The following is a 19,470-nucleotide window of genomic DNA, read 5'->3' as shown; positions in this document are numbered from 1 at the left end:
AATCGTTTACTGCGTTACAGCAACTGAGCGCGCCTCGTCCTTCGAGACGACCGCTTCGCGGGCCCCGCAGGATGGGGCTAAGCGGCATCTGTGCCCATTGAAACTGCTGCCCACGCTCCGCCCTCATCCTGAGAGCCCGCCGGAGGCGGGCGTCGCAGGATGGGCCGCAGGGAAGCACCTATATCCTGTTGCGGCCGCGGGCGAGGCCGACCACGGCCGAGACCAGGAACAGAACGACCGCGATGAAGAAGATGATCTTGGCGATCTCGATCGAAGCGCCGGCGATGCCGCCGAAACCCAGGATGCCGGCGATCAGTGCGATAACCAGAAACGTCACAACCCAGCCTAGCATGGCGAAAACCTCGTCTTGATGTCTCTCTGCGATCGGCGCAGCTGACCGCGCCACCTGCCCAGACAATCTCGACGTGGGAACGATGGTTCCGGACCCGGACAGGTGGAAATTCGCCCCTCTTTCGGGAACAAATCGGGCCGCCGCGTACGTGGAAAACCACGTCCCGGTGCCCCATATAGGCAGCAATCCCTGTTAAGAAGGCTCCCTCCCGTCACCCCGCGGTGCCATCGTGGGGCCAAATGATTCGCATGACCGAGCCGAGCAAGATCACCAGCGTACCCGACCACCAGCCCGCAGCCGGCGGCATTGCCGCGCGTGCGCGCGCCTCGGTGGGTCCGAAATACCTGTCGGGCCTCAATCCGGAGCAGCGCGAGGCAGTGGAGACGCTGGATGGCCCGGTGCTGGTGCTGGCCGGCGCCGGCACCGGCAAGACGCGCGTGCTGACGACGCGCATCGCCCATATCCTGAGCCAGGGCCGCGCCCGCCCCGCCGAGATCCTGTCGGTGACCTTCACCAACAAGGCCGCGCGCGAGATGAAGCACCGGCTGGGCCAGATGCTCGGCCACGCCGTCGAGGGCATGCCGTGGCTCGGCACCTTCCACTCCATCGGCGGCCGCATCCTGCGCTTCCATGCCGAGTTGGCGCAGCTCAAGTCGAACTTCACCGTGCTCGACGTCGACGACCAGGTGCGGCTGCTCAAGCAGCTGCTGCAGGCCGAGAACATCGACGACAAGCGCTGGCCCGCGCGCATGCTGGCCGGCCTGATCGACGGCTGGAAGAACCGCGGCCTGATGCCGTCGCAGGTGCCCTCCGGCGAAGCCGCGATGTTCGCCAACGGCAAGGGCGGCAAACTTTATGCGAGTTACCAGGAGCGGCTGAAGATCTTGAACGCCGCCGATTTCGGCGACCTGCTGCTGGAGAACATCCGCATCTTCTGCGAGCATCCGGATATCTTGCGGCAGTACCAGCAGCGCTTCAAATTCATCCTGGTGGACGAGTATCAGGACACGAACGTCGCGCAATATCTGTGGCTGCGGCTCTTGTCGCAGGCGCCGGCGAATCCTGCTGCTGCAAATGCCGTCATTCCGGGGCGCGTCGAAGACGCGAACCCGGAATCTCGAGATTCCGGGTTCGATGCTGCGCATCGCCCCGGAATGACGGAGCATGTGGTCAGCGCGCCTTTGACCACGCCCCACGTCAAAAACATCTGCTGCGTCGGCGACGACGACCAGTCGATCTATGGCTGGCGCGGCGCCGAGGTCGACAACATCCTGCGCTTCGAGCACGATTTCCCCGGCGCAAAGGTGATCCGCCTCGAGCGCAACTATCGCTCGACCGGCCACATCCTCGCCGCGGCCTCGCATTTGATCGCGCATAACGAAGGCCGGCTCGGCAAGACGCTGCGCACCGAGGATGTCGAAGGCGAAAAGGTCACGGTGACCGGCTCGTGGGATTCGGAAGAGGAAGCCCGCGGCATCGGCGAGGAGATCGAGCAGCTCCAGCGCCAGGGCGAGAGGCTCAACGAGATCGCCATCCTGGTGCGCGCATCCTACCAGATGCGCGAATTCGAAGACCGTTTCGTCACGCTCGGCCTGCCCTATCGCGTCATCGGCGGCCCCCGCTTCTACGAGCGCGCGGAAATCCGCGACGCGCTGGCTTACCTGCGCGTCATCAACTCGCCGGCCGACGATCTCGCCTTCGAGCGCATTGTCAACGTGCCCAAGCGCGGCCTCGGCGACGCCACCATTCAGATGCTGCACGACCACGCCCGCAAGCGCCGCATCCCGCTGTTCGAGGCGGCGCGCGCGGTGGTCGAGACCGATGAGCTGAAGCCGAAGGCGCGCGGAAGCTTGCGCGACGTCGTCGCCCAGTTCGACCGCTGGCGCGCCCAGCGCGAGGTCACCTCGCACACCGAGCTGGCGCAGATCGTGCTCGACGAGAGCGGCTACACCGAGATGTGGCAGAAGGACCGCTCGGCGGATGCCGCGGGCCGGCTGGAGAACCTCAAAGAGCTGGTGCGCTCAATGGAGGAGTTCGAGAACCTGCAGGGGTTCCTGGAGCACATCTCGCTGGTGATGGACCGCGAGGGCGGCGCCGAGGACGATGCGGTGTCGCTGATGACGCTACATTCGGCCAAGGGTCTCGAATTCGACAACGTGTTCCTGCCCGGCTGGGAGGAAGGCCTGTTCCCGAGCCAGCGCACGCTGGACGAGCAGGGCCGCGCCGGGCTCGAAGAAGAGCGCCGGCTCGGCCATGTCGGCCTCACCCGTGCCCGCCGCCGCGCCATGATCTATTTCGCCACCAACCGCCGGATTCACGGCACCTGGTCGACCACGATCCCCTCGCGCTTCCTCGACGAGCTGCCTGCGGCCAATGTCGAGATCACGGAATCCAAGGGCGGATCGGCCTGGGGCGGCACCGGCGGCTACGGCGCCTCGCGCTTCGACAACATGGAGGCGTTCGGCTCCAGCTATTCGACGCCGGGCTGGCAGCGCGCCCAGGCCAACCGCAACCGCGGCAGCGGCAGCAGTGGCGGCGGCCGAAGCGGCGGTTTCGAGGAAGAGACCGCCTCGTTTTCGTCCGCAGCGTCATCCGGCCCCGATTTCGGCAGCTTCTCCTCGCGCCGTCGCGGCCCCCTGACCATCGAGGGCGAGCTGGTCGCCAAATCGACCGGCACGACCTCGGAATTCTCGCTCGAAGACCGCGTCTTCCACCAGAAATTCGGCTACGGCCACGTCACCAAAATCGACGGCAACAAGCTCACCATCGCCTTCGACAAGGCCGGCGAGAAGAAGGTCGTGGACAGCTTTGTGCAGCGGGCGTGAGGCGGCATGCCTCACTACGTCGCCATCCTCGAAGACAATGGCCCGGACGAAGCCGTCGGCTTATGGTTTCCCGACCTGCCCGGCTGCATGTCCGGCGGCGATGACGTCGACGAGGCCCTGGAGAATGCGCCCGAGGCGCTCGCCTTCTACGCGCAGGAGCTGATCGCGGATGGCCAGCAGCTTCCGCCGCCGCGGACACTGGACGAGCTCAAGGCCGATCCGAAGTTTGCCGAGGGCCTCAGGAAACACACGGTGGTCCTGATCGAATTTCCTTCCAGCGACGCCGCCGTGGAGTGAGGACTGTTCGCCGCACTGGCCGAACTCTCGACAGTTCTCGCCCGAACGCCCCTTGACCATGGCGAACTTCCCCGTATCAGATGCACGTATGGTCCGGGGCTCCATCACACTGATCTTGCTGGCATTGGGGATGCCGTCGCTTGCGGCGGCGGAGACCATGAGCTTTGGCGATGCGATCGGAAAGCTGGCGGCGAGCTGCGGCGCCGAGATCGTCGCCAATTGCCGCGGCGTCAACCCGGATTCGACCCGCCTGAAGGAGTGCCTGTCGCGCAACCGCGACGTGCTCTCCCAGCAATGCGCGAGCGACTATCTCGGCGTCTTCGACGCCATCCAGAAACGTATCGCCGCGCGCGTCACCGTGGCCAACGCCTGTCAGCGCGAGATCGTCAAAGTCTGCGGCGGCTCGACCAAGGAGACCAGCAAGTCGGTCCCCTGCCTAGTCTCGACGCCCAAGGGCATCAGCAACAACTGCCTGAAGGCCGTCGACGACGCGGGGTATCGCTGATGCGCGCGTTGAGCTTCTCCACCGCCGGAATCGGCATCGCACTCGGTCTCGCCTTGTTCGCGGGCCCGGCCCACGCGCAGACGGCGGCGGCGCCGACCCGGGACGAGATCGTCGCCAAGCTCAACCATTTCGAAGAGGCGGGAGAGGTCGATCTGCCTGCGCTGAAGCAGCAGGTGATGGAGCGCGCCAAGGCCAGGATCAAGAACGATCCGGGTCCGGTGAATCGGCCGCTGATCGCGCCCGATCTCGCCAAGCTGCCCGCCTTCAATGCGCAGATCCAGTTCGACGCCGACACGCCGATCATCCAGCCGGCGTCCTACCAGACCGTCGGCCGCATCGCCGACGCGCTGGTTCATTCCTCGTTGCTGCCCTACACTTTCCTGATCGTCGGCCATGTCGAATCCAACAGCAAGACGCGCGAGGCCAACGCGATCCTGAGCCAGCGCCGGGCGGATGCAATCCGTGACGTGCTGGTGAACACGTTCAAGATCTCGACCAAGCGGCTGCATCCGATCGGCCTCGGCGAGGAGCAGTTGCTCGACCGGGCGAAGCCGACCTCGGCAGTCAACGGCCAGCTGCAGATCCTGACCTTCGCCAAGGTGCCGGAGGAAGCGCCCGCGCATCCGGCTGCGGCGCCTGTACCTGCGGCGAAAAAGCCCGCCAAGAAGCGCTGAGGATGAGCATCTCGGCACCTGGCGGAACCCCTTGAAGTTCTTCCATTTTGTGACCTGTCTCGCAGCGCGACAACACGGTTTTGCGCGACGATAGGGCCGGTTTGTGCACCGCCCTGTCAGGTGCTATAGCCTGTTCTCGCCTTCCCAACCCCATGATGCACGAGACCGAGATGGCCAGTTATTTTCAACGCCAACTGGCGGACTATGTCGAATATCATCGCGATCCCTGGAACTGCGCGATGCACGTGGTCGGTATCCTGCTGCTGTTCACGGGCGCAGTGCTGCCGCTCACGCTCGTGCATTTCACCGTGTTCGGGGTCGAGGTGAGCCTCGCCGTAATCCTGGCACTGCCGGTGCTGGTCTACTGGCTGATGCTGGACGCCGGGATCGGGCTCGGCATCCTCGCCGCGATGATCGTGCTGCTTTCGGTCGCAACCGCGATCGGCAATCAGGTCTCGATCGTCATGATGTGGTCGATTTTTGTGGTGCTGATCGGTTTTGGCGTCGCGGCGCAGATCGTCGGCCACAGGGTTTTCGAGGAACGGCAGCCGTCGATGGTTGACCACCCCGCGCATTTCCTGCTTGGACCGATGTTTGTCATGGCGAAATTGTTCATTGCATTGGGCTTCCGTCGCGACCTTGCCGCGATTCTGGCGCCTGTTCCGGCCAATTCCCTTTCAACCCGATAGCTCTAGAAGCGAAACAGTAAACCTTCTGCATGGCTCTCGTACTGGTTACCGGTGGCAGCGGCTTCATCGGACATCACCTCGTCGAAGCGCTCCGCGCCCGTGGGCAGCGGGTACGCGTTCTCGATGTCCGTGCGCCGGCCGCGGCGAATGCCGACGTTGAATATGTCCATGGCTCGGTGCTTGACGGCGCCGCGGTCGACGCTGCCGTCGCGGGCGTCGCTCAGGTCTATCACCTCGCGGGCCTGCCCGGCATGTGGGTCGCCAACAAGCAGGATTTTCACGACGTCAATTGCCGCGGCACCGAGGTGGTGCTCGCAGCCGCGATGAAGCGCGGCGTGTCGCGTTTCCTGCACTGCTCGACGGAATCGATCCTGTTCCCCTATTCCGACCTGGGCGGCGTCGCCGCCGAGGAGGCGCTGCAGCCGGCCGATGCGATGCCCGGCGCCTATACGCGCTCGAAGTCGCTCGCGGAGCATTTTGCGGCGAAGGCTGCGGCCGACGGCTTCCCGCTGGTGATCGGCACGCCGACCATGCCGATCGGCGCCGCCGACCACAATTTGACGCCGCCGACCGCGATGCTCTGGTACTTCCTCCAGAAGAAGGTGCAGCCGCATCTCAACTTCCTGGTGAATCTCGTCGACGTCCGCGACGTCGCCATGGGCCTCGTGCTGACCATGGAGCGCGGCCGCATCGGCCAGCGCTACATCCTCGGCGGCGACTGCGTGCCGCTCGGCCGCATCCTGCGCATGATGTCGACGATGAGCGGCCGCCGGCAGTTTCCGATGGTCGTGCCCGGCAAGATCGCCGAACTCTCCGCGATCATGCTCGAATACATCTCCGACCACATCACGCGCCGGCCGCCGAACGGCACCGCCGAGGGCGTGCGCATCGCACTTGCCGCGAGCGATCTCTCGATCGGCAAAGCCCGCAACGAGCTCGGATATTCGCCGCGCCCGATCGAGCCGGTGCTGCGCGAAACCATCACCCATCTGCTCGCCCGCAACGGCCAGCAGCCCTCCGGCGCCATCGAGCATCACGCGCTGTCCTCGCGCGCGGGCTGAAGCCGCCGCCTAACGCAAAGAACCTTCATGTCCTTCGATTTCAGCAAGCTTCTCTCTATCGCCTGGGGTGGCTGGACCACGACCTGGCCGACGCAACTGCTCGCCCTGATCTGGCTCGCCTGGCTCGCCAGCTGGGTCGGCGCCTCGTTCTGGCAGGGCCGCACCCAGAAGCAGGTGATGACGCTGGAGTCGGGCCGCTATCGCATCCCGATCCTGGTCGGCGGCATCCTGTTCACGCCGTGGACCGCGGAAGTGCTGAACGAGAAGCCGCTCTGGGTGTTCAGCAATCTCGGCGTCTACATCGTGGCGCTGATCGTGCTCGCCGGCATCTCCTTCACCTGGTGGGGACGGCTGCATCTCGGAAAATTCTGGTCGAACACCATCACCCACAAGGAAGACCACCGCGTCATCGACACCGGTCCCTACGGCATCGTCCGCCATCCGATCTACACCGGCCTGATCGCCGGCATGCTCGCGACCGGCATCGCGGTCGGCACGGTGACCGCGATCCTCGGCGCGATCCTGATCTCGCTCGGCATGTGGCAGAAGGGCCGGATGGAAGAGGTGTTCCTGTCGAAGGAGCTCGGCGAAGATGCCTACGGCGCCTATTGCCGCCGCGTGCCGATGATCATTCCGTTCCTGTCGCCGCGGTGACGGCGTAGCAGCTCGCCTCACTCTTGTGTCCCGGACGCGCGGCAGCGTGCCAAGAGCGCGTTCACGCGCGTCTTCGACGCGCTATGACTGCTGCGCAGAGCCGGGGCCCAGATAGCCACGCATTGCGTGGCGGTGGGATAGGCCCCGGCTCTGCAGCGCAGCGAAGGCGCACCGCGCTTGCGTCCGGGGCGCGAGCGCATAGTCCGACGCGCCACGGAACCGCCCCTCCGCTCGTCCGTTAGCCTTCGACACCTGCACCACCCGCAGAGCATCAAACCATGTCGGACGCCTACGATTATTTCCGCGCGCATGCGATCGCCGCCGTCCGCAAGGCGCGGGCGTTGCCGCCAGGGCGGCCGAAGCAGAAGCAGCGTACGGTCGCGCGGGTCTATCATCTGCTCTCCAAAGAAGCCGCGCTGGCGCCCAACGTCCATCATCTCGACGATTTCCGCGCGGCCCGGCGGCTGGAGCGGCAGATCGGCGGCTGACCTCTCCATGCAAATTTGGTCGGCAGCCATTCCGCGGGAATGGGCCCCGGCGGTGCACCGCACAGGTTGACGTCCGCCTCATCAGCCAGTTGGATGCGCGCGCAAACAGGGGCGTCTCATGACTTTTTCCAGCATCTTCGCGCAGTTCGTCGCGTTCCTCGGCGGCATCGCGCTGCAATGGCGAAAACTGTCGGGCACCGAGCCCGCGCCGGCCTGGGGAGAGAAGCCCGCGATTCCCGAAGCCAAGCCGCAAGGCGCGATCCCGACCCTGAAGATGCCGACCGCGCGCGGCTGGAGCGAAGGGCAGAAGCCGACTGCAGCGCCCGGACTCAAGGTCAATGCGTTCGCAACCGGCCTCGACCATCCGCGCTGGATCGAGGTGCTGCCCAACGGCGACGTGCTGATCGCGGAAGCGACGCAGGTCGCAGGTCCCCCGCGCACCGTGTTTCACTATGCGATGCAAGCGACGATGCGGCGCGCCGCCGCGCTCGGCGTCTCCGCCAACCGCATCACGCTGCTGCGCGACAAGGACGGCGACGGCATTGCTGAAGTCCGCGGCGCCTTCATGAAGAATCTCAACCAGCCGTTCGGCATGGCGCTGGTCGGCGATACCTTCTATGTCGGCAACACCGACGGCGTGATGGCCTTTCCCTACGTCGCCAATGCCGACGGCATCACCGCGCCGGGCAAGCGCCTCACCACCTTCAAGCCGAGCGGCCACTGGACGCGCAGCCTGCTGGCGAGCCCCGACGGCAAGAAGCTCTATGCCGGCGTCGGCTCGCTCAGCAACATCGCCGAGATGGGCATGGAGGTCGAGGAAGGCCGCGCTGCAGTCTACGAGCTCGATCTCGTTGCCGGCACACACCGCATTTTCGCCGCGGGCCTGCGCAACCCTGTTGGTCTCGCCTGGGAGCCGAACACGGGCGTGCTCTGGACCGTCGTCAACGAGCGCGATGGCCTCGGCGACGAGACCCCGCCGGATTATCTCACCTCGGTGCGCGACGGCGGCTTCTACGGCTGGCCCTATTGCTACTGGGGCAAGACGGTGGACGACCGCGTGCCGCAGGATCCCGCGATGGTCGCCAAGGCGCTGCAGCCCGACTACGCGCTTGGCGGCCATACCGCTTCGCTCGGCCTGTGCTGGATGCCCGCGGGTACCCTGCCCGGCTTCCCCGACGGCATGGTGATCGGACAGCACGGCTCGTGGAATCGCAGCAAGCTGTCCGGGTACAAGCTGGTGTTCGTCCCGTTCGAGAATGGCAAGCCGTCCGGCCCGGCACGCGACATCCTGTCGGGCTTCCTGTCCCCGGACGAGAAGGAATCCTACGGCCGCCCGGTCGGCGTCGTGATCGGCCCCGACAAGAAGTCGCTGCTGATGGCCGACGACGTCGGCAACGTGATCTGGCGCGTGACGGGCGCGTAAAGCTCACGTCCCCACACAGAGCGTGGCGCGCTGCTTCTTCAGCAGCGCGATCACGGACAGCGCGGTGATCATGCCGGTCTTGGGATTTTCGGACGGGACGTTCTCGATGCCCATCGAGAACCGCGCCGAATCCGCTTCGACCTCGATGCGATGAACATTGCGCGTTACTGTGGGGTCGGCCCAGACCTGCATCTGGGTGCGATCGGGCCCGATGCCCGCCAGCGACAGCGCAACGGCGACATTGACGTTCGCCGGAAAGCCTTTCGCGGCTTCGCGCGCGGTGCCCTCGAACAGTTTCAGCGGCTCGCGCAGATTGTCGATGTCGATCTTGTTCTGGACGATGAACGGCGCCCCCCTGAGCCCGTCGATCGGCTTGCGCGTGACCATCCTGACCGAATGGATAGTCCCGACCGCGGCGGCGTTGACGGCGTCGAGGCCGATCAGCGCGCCGGTCGGCACGAGGATGCGGCCGCCATTGGCGCGGGCGAGATCAACCAGATCAAAATTGTCGAGCAGGCCACCGACGCTGACCACGACCGCAGCCTTGCCGCGCTTCACCGCGGGCTCGACGATGGAGCGCAGATGGCTGCTCGGCGCGCATTCGACCACGATGTCGGCGGCGGCGCCGAGCTGGTCGACTGGCATGACTTCCGGCGAGCGGCGCAGGCCGCTCAGGTAGGCCTGGTGCTTGGCGGGATCCCGCACGGCCACCGCAGACAGCGCCAATCCCTCGATGCCCTGATCGAGTGCCGTTGCGATCTTGGTGCCGATCGAGCCCAGCCCGGCGATGGCAACCCGCAATTCGTTCGGCGCTTTCTGTTCAGTCATCGCATTCACCTTCTGGTCCGCCCTTATGTCCATAGCCGCTCACGCCTCCCGTGCATAGCTGCGCAGGCGCGCATGCAGCACCGCCAGCATGGCATCGCGGGCCGAATCGCGCGATCCGCGCAGCCATGCGGCGGCAAGCGGCAGCCGGCCGACAGGGCCGCTCTGCCTCGGTCGGAGCGGCACGAAGCGCACGCCCGACACCGCCATCCGCATGGTCCAGCGCGGTACGATGGCAACGCCGAGCTTGGTTGCCACCAGATTGATGATGGTCTGCTTCTCGTCGGCGACCTGCACGATGCGCGGCGTGAGGCCAGCCTGCTCGAACAATTTGATCGTGAGGTCGTGGCTATGCGGCCGCGAGCGGCGGTCCGGCACCAGCATCGCCTCGTCGGCGATGTCGGCCAATGTGATCGACTTCTTCCCGGCCAGCGCATGCCGCTGCGGGAATGCCACGATGGCCGTTTCCTGGAGCAGATCGCGGAATTCGAGCCGCTTGTCGGCGCGGCCGGGCGGACGAACGAAGGCGAGATCGAGCGCGCCGGTCAAAATCTTCGGCAACAGCCGGACGGTCTTGTCCTCGAGCAGCTGCACCGCAATCTCCGGATGCCTAGCGCGGAAATCGCGCAAGAGCGGCGGCAGGAGCCCGGCTGCCGCGCTGTCGATGGCGCCGACGCGGAGCCGCCGGGCAGTGCCTGCACGCGAGCGGTTGCGCAAATTGCTTTCGACCGCCTCGACCCTGGCGAGGATGGCGCGGGCATCGCGCAGCAGCGTCGTGCCGTCCTCGGTGAGCGACACCGCGCGCGTGGTCCGCGCGAACAGCCGCGTGCCGAGGTCTTCCTCCAGCAGCCTGATCTGCCGGCCGAGCGCCGAGGGCAGCATCTGAAGCTGCTGCGCTGCGCGGCCGAAATGCAATTGCTCGGCCGCCGCAACGAAGCATCGAAGCTGATGCAATTCCATTCAAGGTCCTTGCGTCTCGCCTAAGGCAATCACATTGTATGAGGACGTCATAGCCGCCATGACGCTATGGAAGCTTCAGTGCGTCCAACGCTCACCTCACACGGCGGCTGCCGTGCGATGATTATATCATTTTTTTGTATAAACCAGCGCCAATTGAGCCCCTCTCCTGCCGCCGCTTAGGCTCCACCGCATAACGAAGAACCGGAACCTGAGGAGGCCAGGGTGGCGAGCGAGATTCAGACGCGCGTGCTGCGCAAGATCACCTGGCGCATCGTTCCCTTCATCATGCTGCTGTACTTCGTGGCGTTCATCGACCGCGTCAATATCGGCTTCGCCTCGCTGACGATGAACAAGGACATCGGCCTGTCGCCGGCGGTCTATGGTTTCGGCGCCGGCATCTTCTTCTGGGGCTATTTCCTGTTCGAGGTGCCCTCCAACATCATCCTGCATAAGATCGGCGCGCGGATCTGGATCGCGCGGGTGATGATCACCTGGGGCCTCGTCTCCGCCGCGATGGCGTTCGTGCAGGGGGCGGCCAGCTTCTACATCCTGCGTTTCCTGCTCGGCGTTGCCGAGGCCGGCTTCTTCCCCGGTATCGTCCTCTATCTCTCCTACTGGTTCCCGGCGCGCCAGCGTGCCGCTGTCCGACCCTGTTCCTGTCCGGTCCCGCGACCGCGGCCGGCATCGCAACTGTCGCGCGCGAAAACCGCGCCCGCCGAACCCGTCCCGCAATCCCACTGACATCCCAAACCGGAGCTTTCCCATGCGCACCCATTCGATCGCAGCCATTCCCGCCGACGGCATCGGTCCCGAGGTCATCTCAGCCGGCGTCCGTGTGCTGGAGGCGCTGGCAAAGCGCAGCGGCGACCTCGCCTTCCACGTCAAGGCGTTCGACTGGGGCTCGGACTATTACAAGAAGCACGGCGTGATGATGCCGGCCGACGGCCTCACCGAGCTGAAGAAGTTCGACGCGATCTATTTCGGCGCGGTCGGCGCGCCTGACGTGCCCGACCACATCACGCTGTGGGGCCTGCGCCTGCCGATCTGCCAGGGTTTTGACCAATACGCCAATGTGCGGCCGACCAAGATCCTGCCCGGCGTCGCCTCGCCGCTGAGCAATGTCGGCGTCGGCGATCTCGACTGGGTGATCGTGCGCGAGAACTCGGAAGGCGAGTATGCCGGCATGGGAGGCCGCGCGCACAAGGGTCTCCCGGAAGAGGTCGGCACGGAAGTGGCGGTGTTCACCCGCGTCGGCGTCACGCGCATCATGCGCTATGCGTTTCAGCTCGCGCAGTCGCGGCCACGCAAGCTCCTGACCGTGGTGACCAAGTCGAACGCGCAGCGCCACGGCATGGTAATGTGGGACGAGATCGCCGCCGAGGTCGCAACCGAATTCCCCGACGTGACCTGGGACAAGATGCTGGTCGACGCCATGACGGTGCGCATGACGCTGCATCCGAAGAGCCTCGACACCATCGTCGCAACCAATCTGCACGCCGACATCCTCTCCGACCTTGCCGGCGCGCTCGCGGGCAGCCTCGGCGTGGCACCGACCGGCAACATCGATCCGCAGCGCCGCTATCCCTCGATGTTCGAGCCGATCCACGGCTCGGCCTTCGACATCACCGGCAAAGGCATTGCCAACCCGGTCGCGACGTTCTGGACCGGCGCACAGATGCTCGAGCATCTCGGCGAGAAGGACGCGGCTGCGCGCTTGATGAAAGCGGTTGAACGCGTCTGCGCGGCCGGCGTGTTGACGCCAGACGTCGGCGGCAAGGCGACGACGAAGGAAGTGACTGACGCGGTGATCGACGCGATCCACGGGTCGAATCTTTAGAGCGCGATGCCTTTCCCTCTCCCCGCAAGCCGGGGCGAGGTAAACCAAAACTACTTCCGCCCCGACGGCGGCGGCGGCGGCGCTGCCATCGCGGCGGCAGGCTCGGGCGCCGTCAGATGGCGCGGGACGATGATGGTCTGGCCGGGCGTGAGCTGCGTGTTCTCTGCCAGCGAGTTGCTCTGCGCGAGCGTCCACAGCGGCACGCGGTTGGCTGCGGCGATGCTCTCCAGGGTGTCGCCGCGGCGCACCGGCACACGTACGCCGCTGTCCCATAACTCCACCAGCGTATCGCCCGGCACGAGATAGCGCAGCGGCACCGCGTTGGCCTGGGTCTGCGGCGGAATGCGCGGCAGCTGCGTCACCATCTCGACGATCTGGCGATGGATGTCGTCGGACTTCTCGATGTTGATGTGCGAGACGCGGGCGTTTTCCTTGAGGTCGTAACTCGCATAATGACCGCGATAGCCGGGCACCGCCACGACGTCGCCGCCGCCGAGCACGCTGTCGGAGAGAAAGATGTTGATGAAGCGCTCGACATTGAGCGGCACGTCGCCGGTCGCGTGGGCGGGATCGATGGCGATGACAAGGCTGATCGGGACGTTCTCCTTGGCCGCGATCTCGGAGATCACGATCGAGCACAGCCCGCCCATGGAATGGCCGATCAGCACGATCGGCGCCGGGCTCTCCTTGTAACTGGCGATGGCGCGGTTACCGATCAGCCGACAGATGGTGAACTCGTAGACGTCGGCCGAGAAGCCGGCCTTGGTCAGCTTCTCACTGAGCCGGTCCATACCGGTCGAGAAGATCGGGCCCATGGCGCCGCGAAACAGATAGATCTTTGGCGGCGGCAGCGGCTCGAAGGGCGCGGCAGGCGGCGCGGCGGGCACGGCCGGGACCGCCGCCGGCTTCGACTTCGCCGGTGACGCCGCAGCCACGACGGGATTCAAGGCGAGCAGCGCAAACGCTGCCAGCACGACAACTCGCCTCAAGTCGATCATCAGTTCAGCAGTCCCGCCACGGGAGGTACGGACCTCCTCCAAACCGTCTCATTGACAACCGATTTGGCGGTTTTTGGGGCGCGGGAACAGGGCCGCGGCGTACCGGCACCCGGGATCAAAGGTCCGTGATCGGCTGGACGAGCAGAGCTCGTCACTGCCGGCTCCTATGCGCGGCCTGCTTGGCGCGGTTGCCGCAGATCGCCATCGTGCACCATCGCCGTGCGCGCCTGCGGGTGTGATCGACGAACAGCATCGTGCAATTGTGACCCTCGCACGCCTTCACATCGGAGAAGTCTTCGTCGCAGACGAACTTCGCCATCGCCTCGCCGATGGGCTGCAGCAGGGACTCCGGTGTTCGCCAGCGCCTTAAGCGCGACAATCCCAATGCGGTGGTGCAGTTCTTCGATACCGGCCATTTCGCGCTGGAGACGCACACGCGCGAGATCGCGGACGCGATCCGCGTGTTTCTGGCGTAACGGAAGCCGATGCGAAGCGGCCGCGGCGTAGCAATGCCGCGGCCGCCGAACATCACGGGAGAAGAGACGTCAGTTCCTCGCCGGAGCCGTTGCCGCCGCCGAGCGCGCGGGTCGCGGCGCGCCGGGTTCGGCAACGGGAGCCGCCGGTGCGCGCGAGCGCATGATCGCGGCGTCGATCTCGGCGATGACGCGGCGCTGGATCGCCTCGTTCTTGTCGATCGAGATGTGGCCGACGCCGGTGCCGCGGACGTCGACATTGTCGAGCCTGCCGCGCAGGCCTGCGGCGGCCCGCACCGGCTCGCCGGGACCATCGCCGATATAGATGTTGATGTAGCGCTCGGCGCCGGTCGAGAGCTGGGTCTTGAACACGGAGTCGAGGCCGATCGCGAGCTTCACGGGCACGCCGAGCCGGTTGAGCTTGGCGATCATGTCCGGCAGCGCGGTCGCGCCGGAGGAATGGCCGACCAGGATGATGGTCTTGAGGCGGCCGGCCTTGTAGGCGGTCGCGGCTTCATCGGCGAGTGAGGACCAGGACACGAAGTTGGCGACGGTCACCGGGATGCCCTGCGCCTGGAGCCGGGCGCCGATCGTGTCGAGACCGAGCGAGAAGATGTTGAGCACGCCGCGGAGCAGGTAGACATGGGTCGTCGCGGCCGCGGCCTGGCTCGGCGCCGCCCGGGCGGTGGTCGGGCTCATGGCAACAGCTGACAGCAGAAGCAGGGCCAGCGCCCACGCGCGGAGGGCGGACGACTGGCTGGCGCCGGCGGTGTGACGGCCGTTCGGTCTCATCGATGTTTTCCCTGGGGACGATACGCTTTGCGATTGTCCGGAATCGTAGCCACGGCCCGCTCGCAGACGCAACAAAGAGGCGCGTGAACGGCAATCTTCGCCGCAAGCCGTGACCATCGCGCAACACTCGCCCGGAACCTGCCACTCGACGGCCCGTTTTGAGGCCATTTTTCTCCGGGCAATTGCGACCGGGCAAGGGCCTTCCTATCTCAGGGCACCGCTGACCCGCCTCCCAATGGGTCCAGCCTTCCTTCCCCAGCCTTTGCCCCCAGCTTTGCGGCCATCATGTCCTCCATCATTTCCGTCGCCAATCTGTCGAAGACCTATGGGTCCGGCTTCAAGGCGCTCAAGAACGTCAATCTCGACATCAAGCGCGGCGAGATCTTTGCGCTGCTCGGGCCGAACGGCGCCGGCAAGACCACGCTGATCTCAATCATCTGCGGCATCGCCAATCCCAGTGAAGGCAAGGTTCTGGTCGGCGGCGAGGACATCCAGACCTCCTACCGCAAGGCCCGCTCGCTGATCGGGCTGGTGCCGCAGGAACTGCACACCGACGCCTTCGAAAGCGTGTGGGCGACGGTGAGCTTCTCCCGCGGCCTGTTCGGCAAGCCGAAGAATCCTGCGCATATCGAGAAGGTGCTGAAGGATCTCTCGCTGTGGGACAAGAAGGACAACAAGATCATCACGCTCTCCGGCGGCATGAAGCGCCGCGTGATGATCGCGAAAGCGCTGTCGCATGAGCCGCAGGTGCTGTTCCTGGACGAGCCCACCGCCGGCGTCGACGTCGAGCTGCGCAAAGGCATGTGGGAGGTGGTGCGCACCCTCCAGCAGTCCGGCGTCACCATCATCCTCACCACGCACTACATCGAGGAAGCCGAGGAGATGGCCGACCGTATCGGCGTCATCAACAAGGGCGAGATCGTGCTGGTCGAGGACAAGACGACCTTGATGCAGAAGCTCGGCAAGAAGCGGCTGACGCTGCATCTGCAGGGCAAGATCGCCTCGCTGCCGGAGAGCCTCGCGCATTACGAGCTCGACCTTTGCGACAGCGGCGCGACCCTGGTCTACGACTACGACACCAAGGGCGAGCGCACCGGCATCACCAGCCTGCTCAGCGACCTCCGCACCGCCGGCATCCGCTTCAACGATCTCGACACGACGCAATCGTCGCTCGAGGACATCTTCGTCGACCTCGTGAGGACGTCATGAATCACCGCGCCATCCGCGCCATCTATCTGTTCGAAATGGCGCGCACCTGGCGAACGCTGCTGCAAAGCATCGTCTCGCCGGTGGTGTCGACATCGCTCTATTTCGTGGTGTTCGGCGCCGCGATCGGCTCGCGCATCAGCCAGGTCGAAGGCGTCAGCTACGGCACCTTCATCGTGCCGGGCCTGATCATGCTCTCGGTGCTGACGCAGAGCATCGCCAACGCCTCGTTCGGCATCTACTTCCCGAAATTCACCGGCACGATCTACGAGATCCTGTCGGCGCCGATCTCCTACTTCGAGATCGTGCTCGGCTATGTCGGCGCCGCCGCGACCAAGTCGATCATCCTCGGCCTGATCATCCTGGCGACAGCGGGTCTGTTCGTGCCGCTGCACATCCATCATCCGATCTGGATGCTGGCTTTCCTGGTGCTGACGGCGGTGACGTTCAGCCTGTTCGGCTTCATCATCGGCATCTGGGCCGATGGCTTCGAGAAGCTGCAGATGATCCCGATGCTGGTGGTGACGCCGCTGACCTTCCTCGGCGGCAGCTTCTATTCAATCGACATGCTGCCGGCGGGCTGGCGCACGGTCGCGCTGCTCAATCCGGTCGTCTATCTGATCTCGGGCTTCCGCTGGAGCTTTTACGAGATTGCCGACGTCAGCGTCTCCGTCAGCATCGGCATGACGCTGGCATTCCTGGCGATCTGCCTCGCCGTCATCTGGTGGATTTTCCGCACCGGCTACCGGCTGAAGAATTGAGCTGTCATTCCGGCCGCCCGAAGGGCGAGCCCGTGGCCGGCGTGCGGCAGCGCCAACAGAGCAAGCAGCATGGCCGCGGCTGCGAACAGCAGGCGGGCGGGCAGACCGGCCGGCAGGTCTGCGGCGGCGATACGGGCTTTGTTCATCTTCGATTCCAAAGGGTATTTGGCGGCGGACGCCGCCTGTCGAGGCGGGCCACAGTCAATGTTCGAACCGGCCAGATGGTTGCGCCTTTGTGACAAATTGTCGGCGTTGTGAATGCGCGTCCGCTCGCGAAAATGTCAGCATCGCCGCTCGCCACGCGGCACAAAGCGGCCTTGCTTACATCACGCATCACGTTAACGATGGGCGGCTAGGCCGCTGGAACGAAAGCCGGATTGCAGGCATATTGCACGCCGGGGGACGGAGAGCCGCGGCGCGTTGCATGAACAGGCCGGAGGCCAGACGTCAGATGCGTTCATATTTAATCGCGTTCACTTCCCTGATGCTTTTGAGCGCGGGTACCGCGCAGGCCAAAGTCGACATTACCATCGACAAGGACAATCAGCAGATGACCGTCGTCGTCGACGGCGTGACCCGCTATCACTGGCCGGTGTCAACCGGCATCCCCTCGCGCGAGACGCCGAACGGCGCCTTCCGCGCCTTCCGCATGGAAGAGGATCACTTCTCCAAGGAATTCGACGACGCGCCGATGCCGCATTCGATCTTCTTCACCAAGGTCGGACACGCCATTCACGGCACCGACTCGGTCGGCCGTCTCGGCTCGCCCGCGTCGCATGGCTGCGTTCGGCTATCGCGGCAGAACGCCTCGACGCTCTACGCGCTGGTGCAGCAGCAGGGTGTGCTCAACACCACGGTGACATTGACCGGCTCGGCGCAGGTGGCGCTGGCGCGCAATCCGCGCGGCCGCGCCAACACCGCAGTGGCGCGCGCCCCGCAGCAGCCTGCTGACGAACAGTACGCCACCACTGGCGATCCCGTGAACCTGGCGCCGCCGGCGCAGCCCGCCCGCCGCTACATGCCGCAGGACGACAACTACATTTATCCTGCCGATGGCAGCGACACCGGCGCGCGCTATCCGGCACCGCGCTCGGCCGGCCGCCCGCTCTATGATGCGCAGGTCTATCAGCAGCAGCCGCAGCCGTACTACAATCAGGGCTATGGCCAGCAGGGCTACTATCAGCCGCAGCCGCGGCAATATTATCAGCCGCGCGGCTATTACTATCAGAATTGAGGTTATCTGAACGCGCCCTCGCCGCGTTCGACGATCTTTCGCGCCGCGTCGACGAAGGCGCGGGCGACCGGCTCGAGGATGTCGGGACCGGTCGCAGCGAGATCGTCCGAGGGCGTGTGGAACGTCCGATGGCGGCCGGCCATGCCGAGGAAGTTGGCATAGCCCGCCGCATGCACGTCGCGCAGCTCTCCGACCGCCTGCTTCTCCGTCACCAGACGTTTGGCATCGACCCTGGCGAAGGCCTCGTCGGCAAGCGCGACGGCCGATTTGCTCAGCACGAGATAGCGTTCTTCCTCAGGCCGGTCGGTGCGGGCTCCTTTCGCAAAGGCATAGCACGCGTTCGACGAGCCGAAGTGAATCCATGCCAGCGTGTCCTTCGGCGCCGGTGCGCCGTGCTTCAGGAACAGCTCCATGCCGCCATGGCCGATCTCATGGCCCGCGGTGGCGATGAAAACGAAATGCGCCGGCCATTTTTCCGCAGCGACAGTGCGCGCGAGCGCGAGGAAATTGGCGATGCCGGGGCCGCGCTCGCACACGCAGCTGTACCAGCCGGTCATCGGCGTGGAGACGACCATGGTCGGGCCGGTGCCGATCGAGGCGATGACGTTGCGGCCTGCGACATCGCGCTCGTAATGGCCCTTGACGTCAAGGCTGACAGGCGGGCCTGACACCAGCGCGCGCTCGAACGTCGCGCGCGAATTGGCGCCGACCACGATCACCGGCACCGGCCATGGCGCGTCCTCCTGCGTGACGTTGTAGGCGAAGCGGTCGTCCGCGGGATTGCCGATCGTCAGGAGGATCGCTGCAGGCTTCCTCGCCACCGCCTCGCTGATCGCCGCGCGGTGGGCGGGGCCAAGATAGGCGCCGCGATCGAACGGCAGGTCGAGCAAGAGGATCTTTCCGACGACATCACCATCGCGCGCGAGCGGCGCTGTGAGATGGAAGCTCGCTTTGTCTTCCGGCGGCCACCAGAACGGTGTCGCCTCCACGCGCGCGCCGCCGGCATCGACGCTGGCCTGCTCGACAACGTATTGCCGCCCGAGCACGACGGGCTGGAAGCTGACGTCGAACCCCGCCTGCCTCATCTCGCCGGCGATCCAGTCCGCGGTGGCGCGGTCGCCGGGCGAGCCGAAGCGGTGCAGGCCGAAGGAGGCGTAGCGTTCGACATCGGCATAGAGAACAGCACCCGAAAGCACATCCTTTGCCGCCGCCTGTCCAAGCATGAAAGCCGCCGCCATCGCGATGAAGATGCGCTGCATCTAAGTCGTCCGAATCCGATCCCGCCCGCGGCCAGTGTCGGCCTTCCGCCACCGCCGTCAACAGCCTTCGCCGGCGGGCATGAACGGCTCGATCGTGGGAAATCGCGCCGTCTCGTGTCCCGGACGCGGCGCGGCATGAACTGACGCGACGCAGAGC

Annotated in this window: 20 protein-coding genes and 3 pseudogenes; 15 read left to right on the top strand and 8 right to left on the bottom strand. The window is 65.6% G+C overall.

The window, feature by feature from the left end; all coding sequences use genetic code 11:
- Positions 1 to 178: 178 nt before the first annotated feature.
- The gene (locus ACVWY3_RS00170; RefSeq protein ID WP_008556598.1) at positions 179 to 352 is read right to left on the bottom strand and encodes a DUF1328 domain-containing protein; all 174 of its coding nucleotides are present in this window, start codon (positions 350 to 352) and stop codon (positions 179 to 181) included.
- Between the two features lie 239 nt (positions 353 to 591).
- Between ACVWY3_RS00170 and ACVWY3_RS00165 the strand changes: the two genes are divergently transcribed.
- The 9 genes from ACVWY3_RS00165 to ACVWY3_RS00125 all read left to right on the top strand — a co-directional run bounded on the left by ACVWY3_RS00165 (position 592) and on the right by ACVWY3_RS00125 (position 8,968).
- On the top strand, positions 592 to 3,177 hold the full coding sequence (locus tag ACVWY3_RS00165) for an ATP-dependent helicase (RefSeq protein ID WP_456836647.1): 2,586 nt from the start codon (positions 592 to 594) through the stop codon (positions 3,175 to 3,177).
- Positions 3,178 to 3,183: 6 nt separating this feature from the next.
- Positions 3,184 to 3,474, top strand: coding sequence for a type II toxin-antitoxin system HicB family antitoxin (locus tag ACVWY3_RS00160; RefSeq protein WP_456836646.1), 291 nt, complete (start codon positions 3,184 to 3,186; stop codon positions 3,472 to 3,474).
- A gap of 88 nt (positions 3,475 to 3,562) precedes the next feature.
- Entirely contained in the window at positions 3,563 to 3,979 is a 417-nt protein-coding gene (locus tag ACVWY3_RS00155) for a hypothetical protein (protein ID WP_456836645.1), read from the top strand.
- A complete protein-coding gene (locus ACVWY3_RS00150; RefSeq protein WP_456836644.1) occupies positions 3,979 to 4,653 on the top strand; it encodes an OmpA family protein in 675 nt (224 codons plus the stop codon). Before ACVWY3_RS00155 ends, ACVWY3_RS00150 begins: the two co-directional genes overlap by 1 nt.
- Positions 4,654 to 4,805: 152 nt before the next feature.
- Positions 4,806 to 5,342, top strand: coding sequence for an Mpo1 family 2-hydroxy fatty acid dioxygenase (locus ACVWY3_RS00145; RefSeq protein ID WP_456843246.1), 537 nt, complete (start codon positions 4,806 to 4,808; stop codon positions 5,340 to 5,342).
- A gap of 29 nt (positions 5,343 to 5,371) precedes the next feature.
- Complete coding sequence (locus ACVWY3_RS00140; RefSeq protein WP_456836643.1) at positions 5,372 to 6,403, top strand: NAD-dependent epimerase/dehydratase family protein; 1,032 nt, start codon at positions 5,372 to 5,374, stop codon at positions 6,401 to 6,403.
- A 27-nt stretch (positions 6,404 to 6,430) separates the two neighbouring features.
- Complete coding sequence (locus ACVWY3_RS00135; RefSeq protein WP_456836642.1) at positions 6,431 to 7,057, top strand: methyltransferase family protein; 627 nt, start codon at positions 6,431 to 6,433, stop codon at positions 7,055 to 7,057.
- 278 nt (positions 7,058 to 7,335) lie between these two features.
- Positions 7,336 to 7,545, top strand: a complete 210-nt coding sequence (locus ACVWY3_RS00130) for a hypothetical protein (RefSeq protein ID WP_456836641.1) — start codon at positions 7,336 to 7,338, stop codon at positions 7,543 to 7,545.
- A gap of 118 nt (positions 7,546 to 7,663) precedes the next feature.
- Positions 7,664 to 8,968 carry a PQQ-dependent sugar dehydrogenase gene (locus tag ACVWY3_RS00125; protein WP_456836640.1) on the top strand — a complete coding sequence of 435 codons (1,305 nt, stop codon included), beginning with the start codon at positions 7,664 to 7,666 and terminating at the stop codon, positions 8,966 to 8,968.
- Between the two features lie 3 nt (positions 8,969 to 8,971).
- On the opposite strand, the gene ACVWY3_RS00120 is transcribed toward ACVWY3_RS00125, so the two are convergent.
- Both ACVWY3_RS00120 and ACVWY3_RS00115 read right to left on the bottom strand, forming a co-directional pair.
- A complete protein-coding gene (locus ACVWY3_RS00120; RefSeq protein WP_456836639.1) occupies positions 8,972 to 9,796 on the bottom strand; it encodes an aspartate dehydrogenase in 825 nt (274 codons plus the stop codon).
- A 39-nt stretch (positions 9,797 to 9,835) separates the two neighbouring features.
- A complete protein-coding gene (locus ACVWY3_RS00115; RefSeq protein ID WP_456836638.1) occupies positions 9,836 to 10,753 on the bottom strand; it encodes a LysR family transcriptional regulator in 918 nt (305 codons plus the stop codon).
- A 222-nt stretch (positions 10,754 to 10,975) separates the two neighbouring features.
- Here ACVWY3_RS00115 and ACVWY3_RS00110 point away from each other — a divergent pair.
- Both ACVWY3_RS00110 and ACVWY3_RS00105 read left to right on the top strand, forming a co-directional pair.
- Positions 10,976 to 11,398 (top strand): annotated as a pseudogene (locus ACVWY3_RS00110) (MFS transporter); the annotation flags it as partial.
- Between the two features lie 118 nt (positions 11,399 to 11,516).
- A complete protein-coding gene (locus ACVWY3_RS00105) occupies positions 11,517 to 12,590 on the top strand; it encodes a tartrate dehydrogenase (RefSeq protein WP_456836637.1) in 1,074 nt (357 codons plus the stop codon).
- Positions 12,591 to 12,640: 50 nt separating this feature from the next.
- On the opposite strand, the gene ACVWY3_RS00100 is transcribed toward ACVWY3_RS00105, so the two are convergent.
- Both ACVWY3_RS00100 and ACVWY3_RS00095 read right to left on the bottom strand, forming a co-directional pair.
- Positions 12,641 to 13,588, bottom strand: a complete 948-nt coding sequence (locus tag ACVWY3_RS00100) for a LysM peptidoglycan-binding domain-containing protein (RefSeq protein ID WP_456836636.1) — start codon at positions 13,586 to 13,588, stop codon at positions 12,641 to 12,643.
- A gap of 151 nt (positions 13,589 to 13,739) precedes the next feature.
- A pseudogene (locus ACVWY3_RS00095) lies at positions 13,740 to 13,976 on the bottom strand (CGNR zinc finger domain-containing protein); the annotation flags it as partial.
- On the opposite strand from ACVWY3_RS00095, the pseudogene ACVWY3_RS00090 reads away from it, so the two are divergent.
- Positions 13,948 to 14,064 (top strand): annotated as a pseudogene (locus tag ACVWY3_RS00090) (alpha/beta hydrolase); the annotation flags it as partial. The pseudogenes ACVWY3_RS00095 and ACVWY3_RS00090 overlap by 29 nt on opposite strands.
- A gap of 69 nt (positions 14,065 to 14,133) precedes the next feature.
- Here the strand turns inward: ACVWY3_RS00090 and ACVWY3_RS00085 are convergent.
- The gene (locus tag ACVWY3_RS00085) at positions 14,134 to 14,853 is read right to left on the bottom strand and encodes a hypothetical protein (RefSeq protein WP_456836635.1); all 720 of its coding nucleotides are present in this window, start codon (positions 14,851 to 14,853) and stop codon (positions 14,134 to 14,136) included.
- A gap of 285 nt (positions 14,854 to 15,138) precedes the next feature.
- On the opposite strand from ACVWY3_RS00085, the gene ACVWY3_RS00080 reads away from it, so the two are divergent.
- Both ACVWY3_RS00080 and ACVWY3_RS00075 read left to right on the top strand, forming a co-directional pair.
- Positions 15,139 to 16,062 (top strand): ABC transporter ATP-binding protein, encoded by a 924-nt coding sequence (locus ACVWY3_RS00080; protein ID WP_456836634.1) that lies wholly within the window; start codon positions 15,139 to 15,141, stop codon positions 16,060 to 16,062.
- Positions 16,059 to 16,820: an ABC transporter permease gene (locus tag ACVWY3_RS00075; protein WP_456836633.1), complete on the top strand. Its 762-nt coding sequence runs from the start codon at positions 16,059 to 16,061 to the stop codon at positions 16,818 to 16,820. Before ACVWY3_RS00080 ends, ACVWY3_RS00075 begins: the two co-directional genes overlap by 4 nt.
- On the opposite strand, the gene ACVWY3_RS00070 is transcribed toward ACVWY3_RS00075, so the two are convergent.
- Complete coding sequence (locus tag ACVWY3_RS00070) at positions 16,802 to 16,966, bottom strand: hypothetical protein (RefSeq protein WP_456836632.1); 165 nt, start codon at positions 16,964 to 16,966, stop codon at positions 16,802 to 16,804. The two genes, ACVWY3_RS00075 and ACVWY3_RS00070, sit on opposite strands and share 19 nt — an antisense overlap.
- Positions 16,967 to 17,244: 278 nt before the next feature.
- Between ACVWY3_RS00070 and ACVWY3_RS00065 the strand changes: the two genes are divergently transcribed.
- Positions 17,245 to 18,054: a L,D-transpeptidase gene (locus tag ACVWY3_RS00065; protein WP_456836631.1), complete on the top strand. Its 810-nt coding sequence runs from the start codon at positions 17,245 to 17,247 to the stop codon at positions 18,052 to 18,054.
- 2 nt (positions 18,055 to 18,056) lie between these two features.
- On the opposite strand, the gene ACVWY3_RS00060 is transcribed toward ACVWY3_RS00065, so the two are convergent.
- Complete coding sequence (locus ACVWY3_RS00060; RefSeq protein ID WP_456836630.1) at positions 18,057 to 19,313, bottom strand: hypothetical protein; 1,257 nt, start codon at positions 19,311 to 19,313, stop codon at positions 18,057 to 18,059.
- Positions 19,314 to 19,470: the final 157 nt, after the last annotated feature.

Source organism: Bradyrhizobium sp. USDA 4486, assembly GCF_054057995.1.
This window is presented reverse-complemented; position numbering and strand designations above follow the sequence as displayed.

What these genes read in the sequence shown, in the direction of transcription:
- ACVWY3_RS00170 (WP_008556598.1), bottom strand. Translation starts at nt 352, where the DNA reads ATGCTAGGCTGGGTTGTGACGTTTCTGGTTATCGCACTGATCGCCGGC.
- ACVWY3_RS00165 (WP_456836647.1), top strand. Translation starts at nt 592, where the DNA reads ATGATTCGCATGACCGAGCCGAGCAAGATCACCAGCGTACCCGACCAC.
- ACVWY3_RS00160 (WP_456836646.1), top strand. Translation starts at nt 3,184, where the DNA reads ATGCCTCACTACGTCGCCATCCTCGAAGACAATGGCCCGGACGAAGCC.
- ACVWY3_RS00155 (WP_456836645.1), top strand. Translation starts at nt 3,563, where the DNA reads ATGGTCCGGGGCTCCATCACACTGATCTTGCTGGCATTGGGGATGCCG.
- ACVWY3_RS00150 (WP_456836644.1), top strand. Translation starts at nt 3,979, where the DNA reads ATGCGCGCGTTGAGCTTCTCCACCGCCGGAATCGGCATCGCACTCGGT.
- ACVWY3_RS00145 (WP_456843246.1), top strand. Translation starts at nt 4,806, where the DNA reads ATGATGCACGAGACCGAGATGGCCAGTTATTTTCAACGCCAACTGGCG.
- ACVWY3_RS00140 (WP_456836643.1), top strand. Translation starts at nt 5,372, where the DNA reads ATGGCTCTCGTACTGGTTACCGGTGGCAGCGGCTTCATCGGACATCAC.
- ACVWY3_RS00135 (WP_456836642.1), top strand. Translation starts at nt 6,431, where the DNA reads ATGTCCTTCGATTTCAGCAAGCTTCTCTCTATCGCCTGGGGTGGCTGG.
- ACVWY3_RS00130 (WP_456836641.1), top strand. Translation starts at nt 7,336, where the DNA reads ATGTCGGACGCCTACGATTATTTCCGCGCGCATGCGATCGCCGCCGTC.
- ACVWY3_RS00125 (WP_456836640.1), top strand. Translation starts at nt 7,664, where the DNA reads ATGACTTTTTCCAGCATCTTCGCGCAGTTCGTCGCGTTCCTCGGCGGC.
- ACVWY3_RS00120 (WP_456836639.1), bottom strand. Translation starts at nt 9,796, where the DNA reads ATGACTGAACAGAAAGCGCCGAACGAATTGCGGGTTGCCATCGCCGGG.
- ACVWY3_RS00115 (WP_456836638.1), bottom strand. Translation starts at nt 10,753, where the DNA reads ATGGAATTGCATCAGCTTCGATGCTTCGTTGCGGCGGCCGAGCAATTG.
- ACVWY3_RS00105 (WP_456836637.1), top strand. Translation starts at nt 11,517, where the DNA reads ATGCGCACCCATTCGATCGCAGCCATTCCCGCCGACGGCATCGGTCCC.
- ACVWY3_RS00100 (WP_456836636.1), bottom strand. Translation starts at nt 13,588, where the DNA reads ATGATCGACTTGAGGCGAGTTGTCGTGCTGGCAGCGTTTGCGCTGCTC.
- ACVWY3_RS00085 (WP_456836635.1), bottom strand. Translation starts at nt 14,853, where the DNA reads ATGAGACCGAACGGCCGTCACACCGCCGGCGCCAGCCAGTCGTCCGCC.
- ACVWY3_RS00080 (WP_456836634.1), top strand. Translation starts at nt 15,139, where the DNA reads ATGTCCTCCATCATTTCCGTCGCCAATCTGTCGAAGACCTATGGGTCC.
- ACVWY3_RS00075 (WP_456836633.1), top strand. Translation starts at nt 16,059, where the DNA reads ATGAATCACCGCGCCATCCGCGCCATCTATCTGTTCGAAATGGCGCGC.
- ACVWY3_RS00070 (WP_456836632.1), bottom strand. Translation starts at nt 16,966, where the DNA reads ATGAACAAAGCCCGTATCGCCGCCGCAGACCTGCCGGCCGGTCTGCCC.
- ACVWY3_RS00065 (WP_456836631.1), top strand. Translation starts at nt 17,245, where the DNA reads ATGAACAGGCCGGAGGCCAGACGTCAGATGCGTTCATATTTAATCGCG.
- ACVWY3_RS00060 (WP_456836630.1), bottom strand. Translation starts at nt 19,313, where the DNA reads ATGCAGCGCATCTTCATCGCGATGGCGGCGGCTTTCATGCTTGGACAG.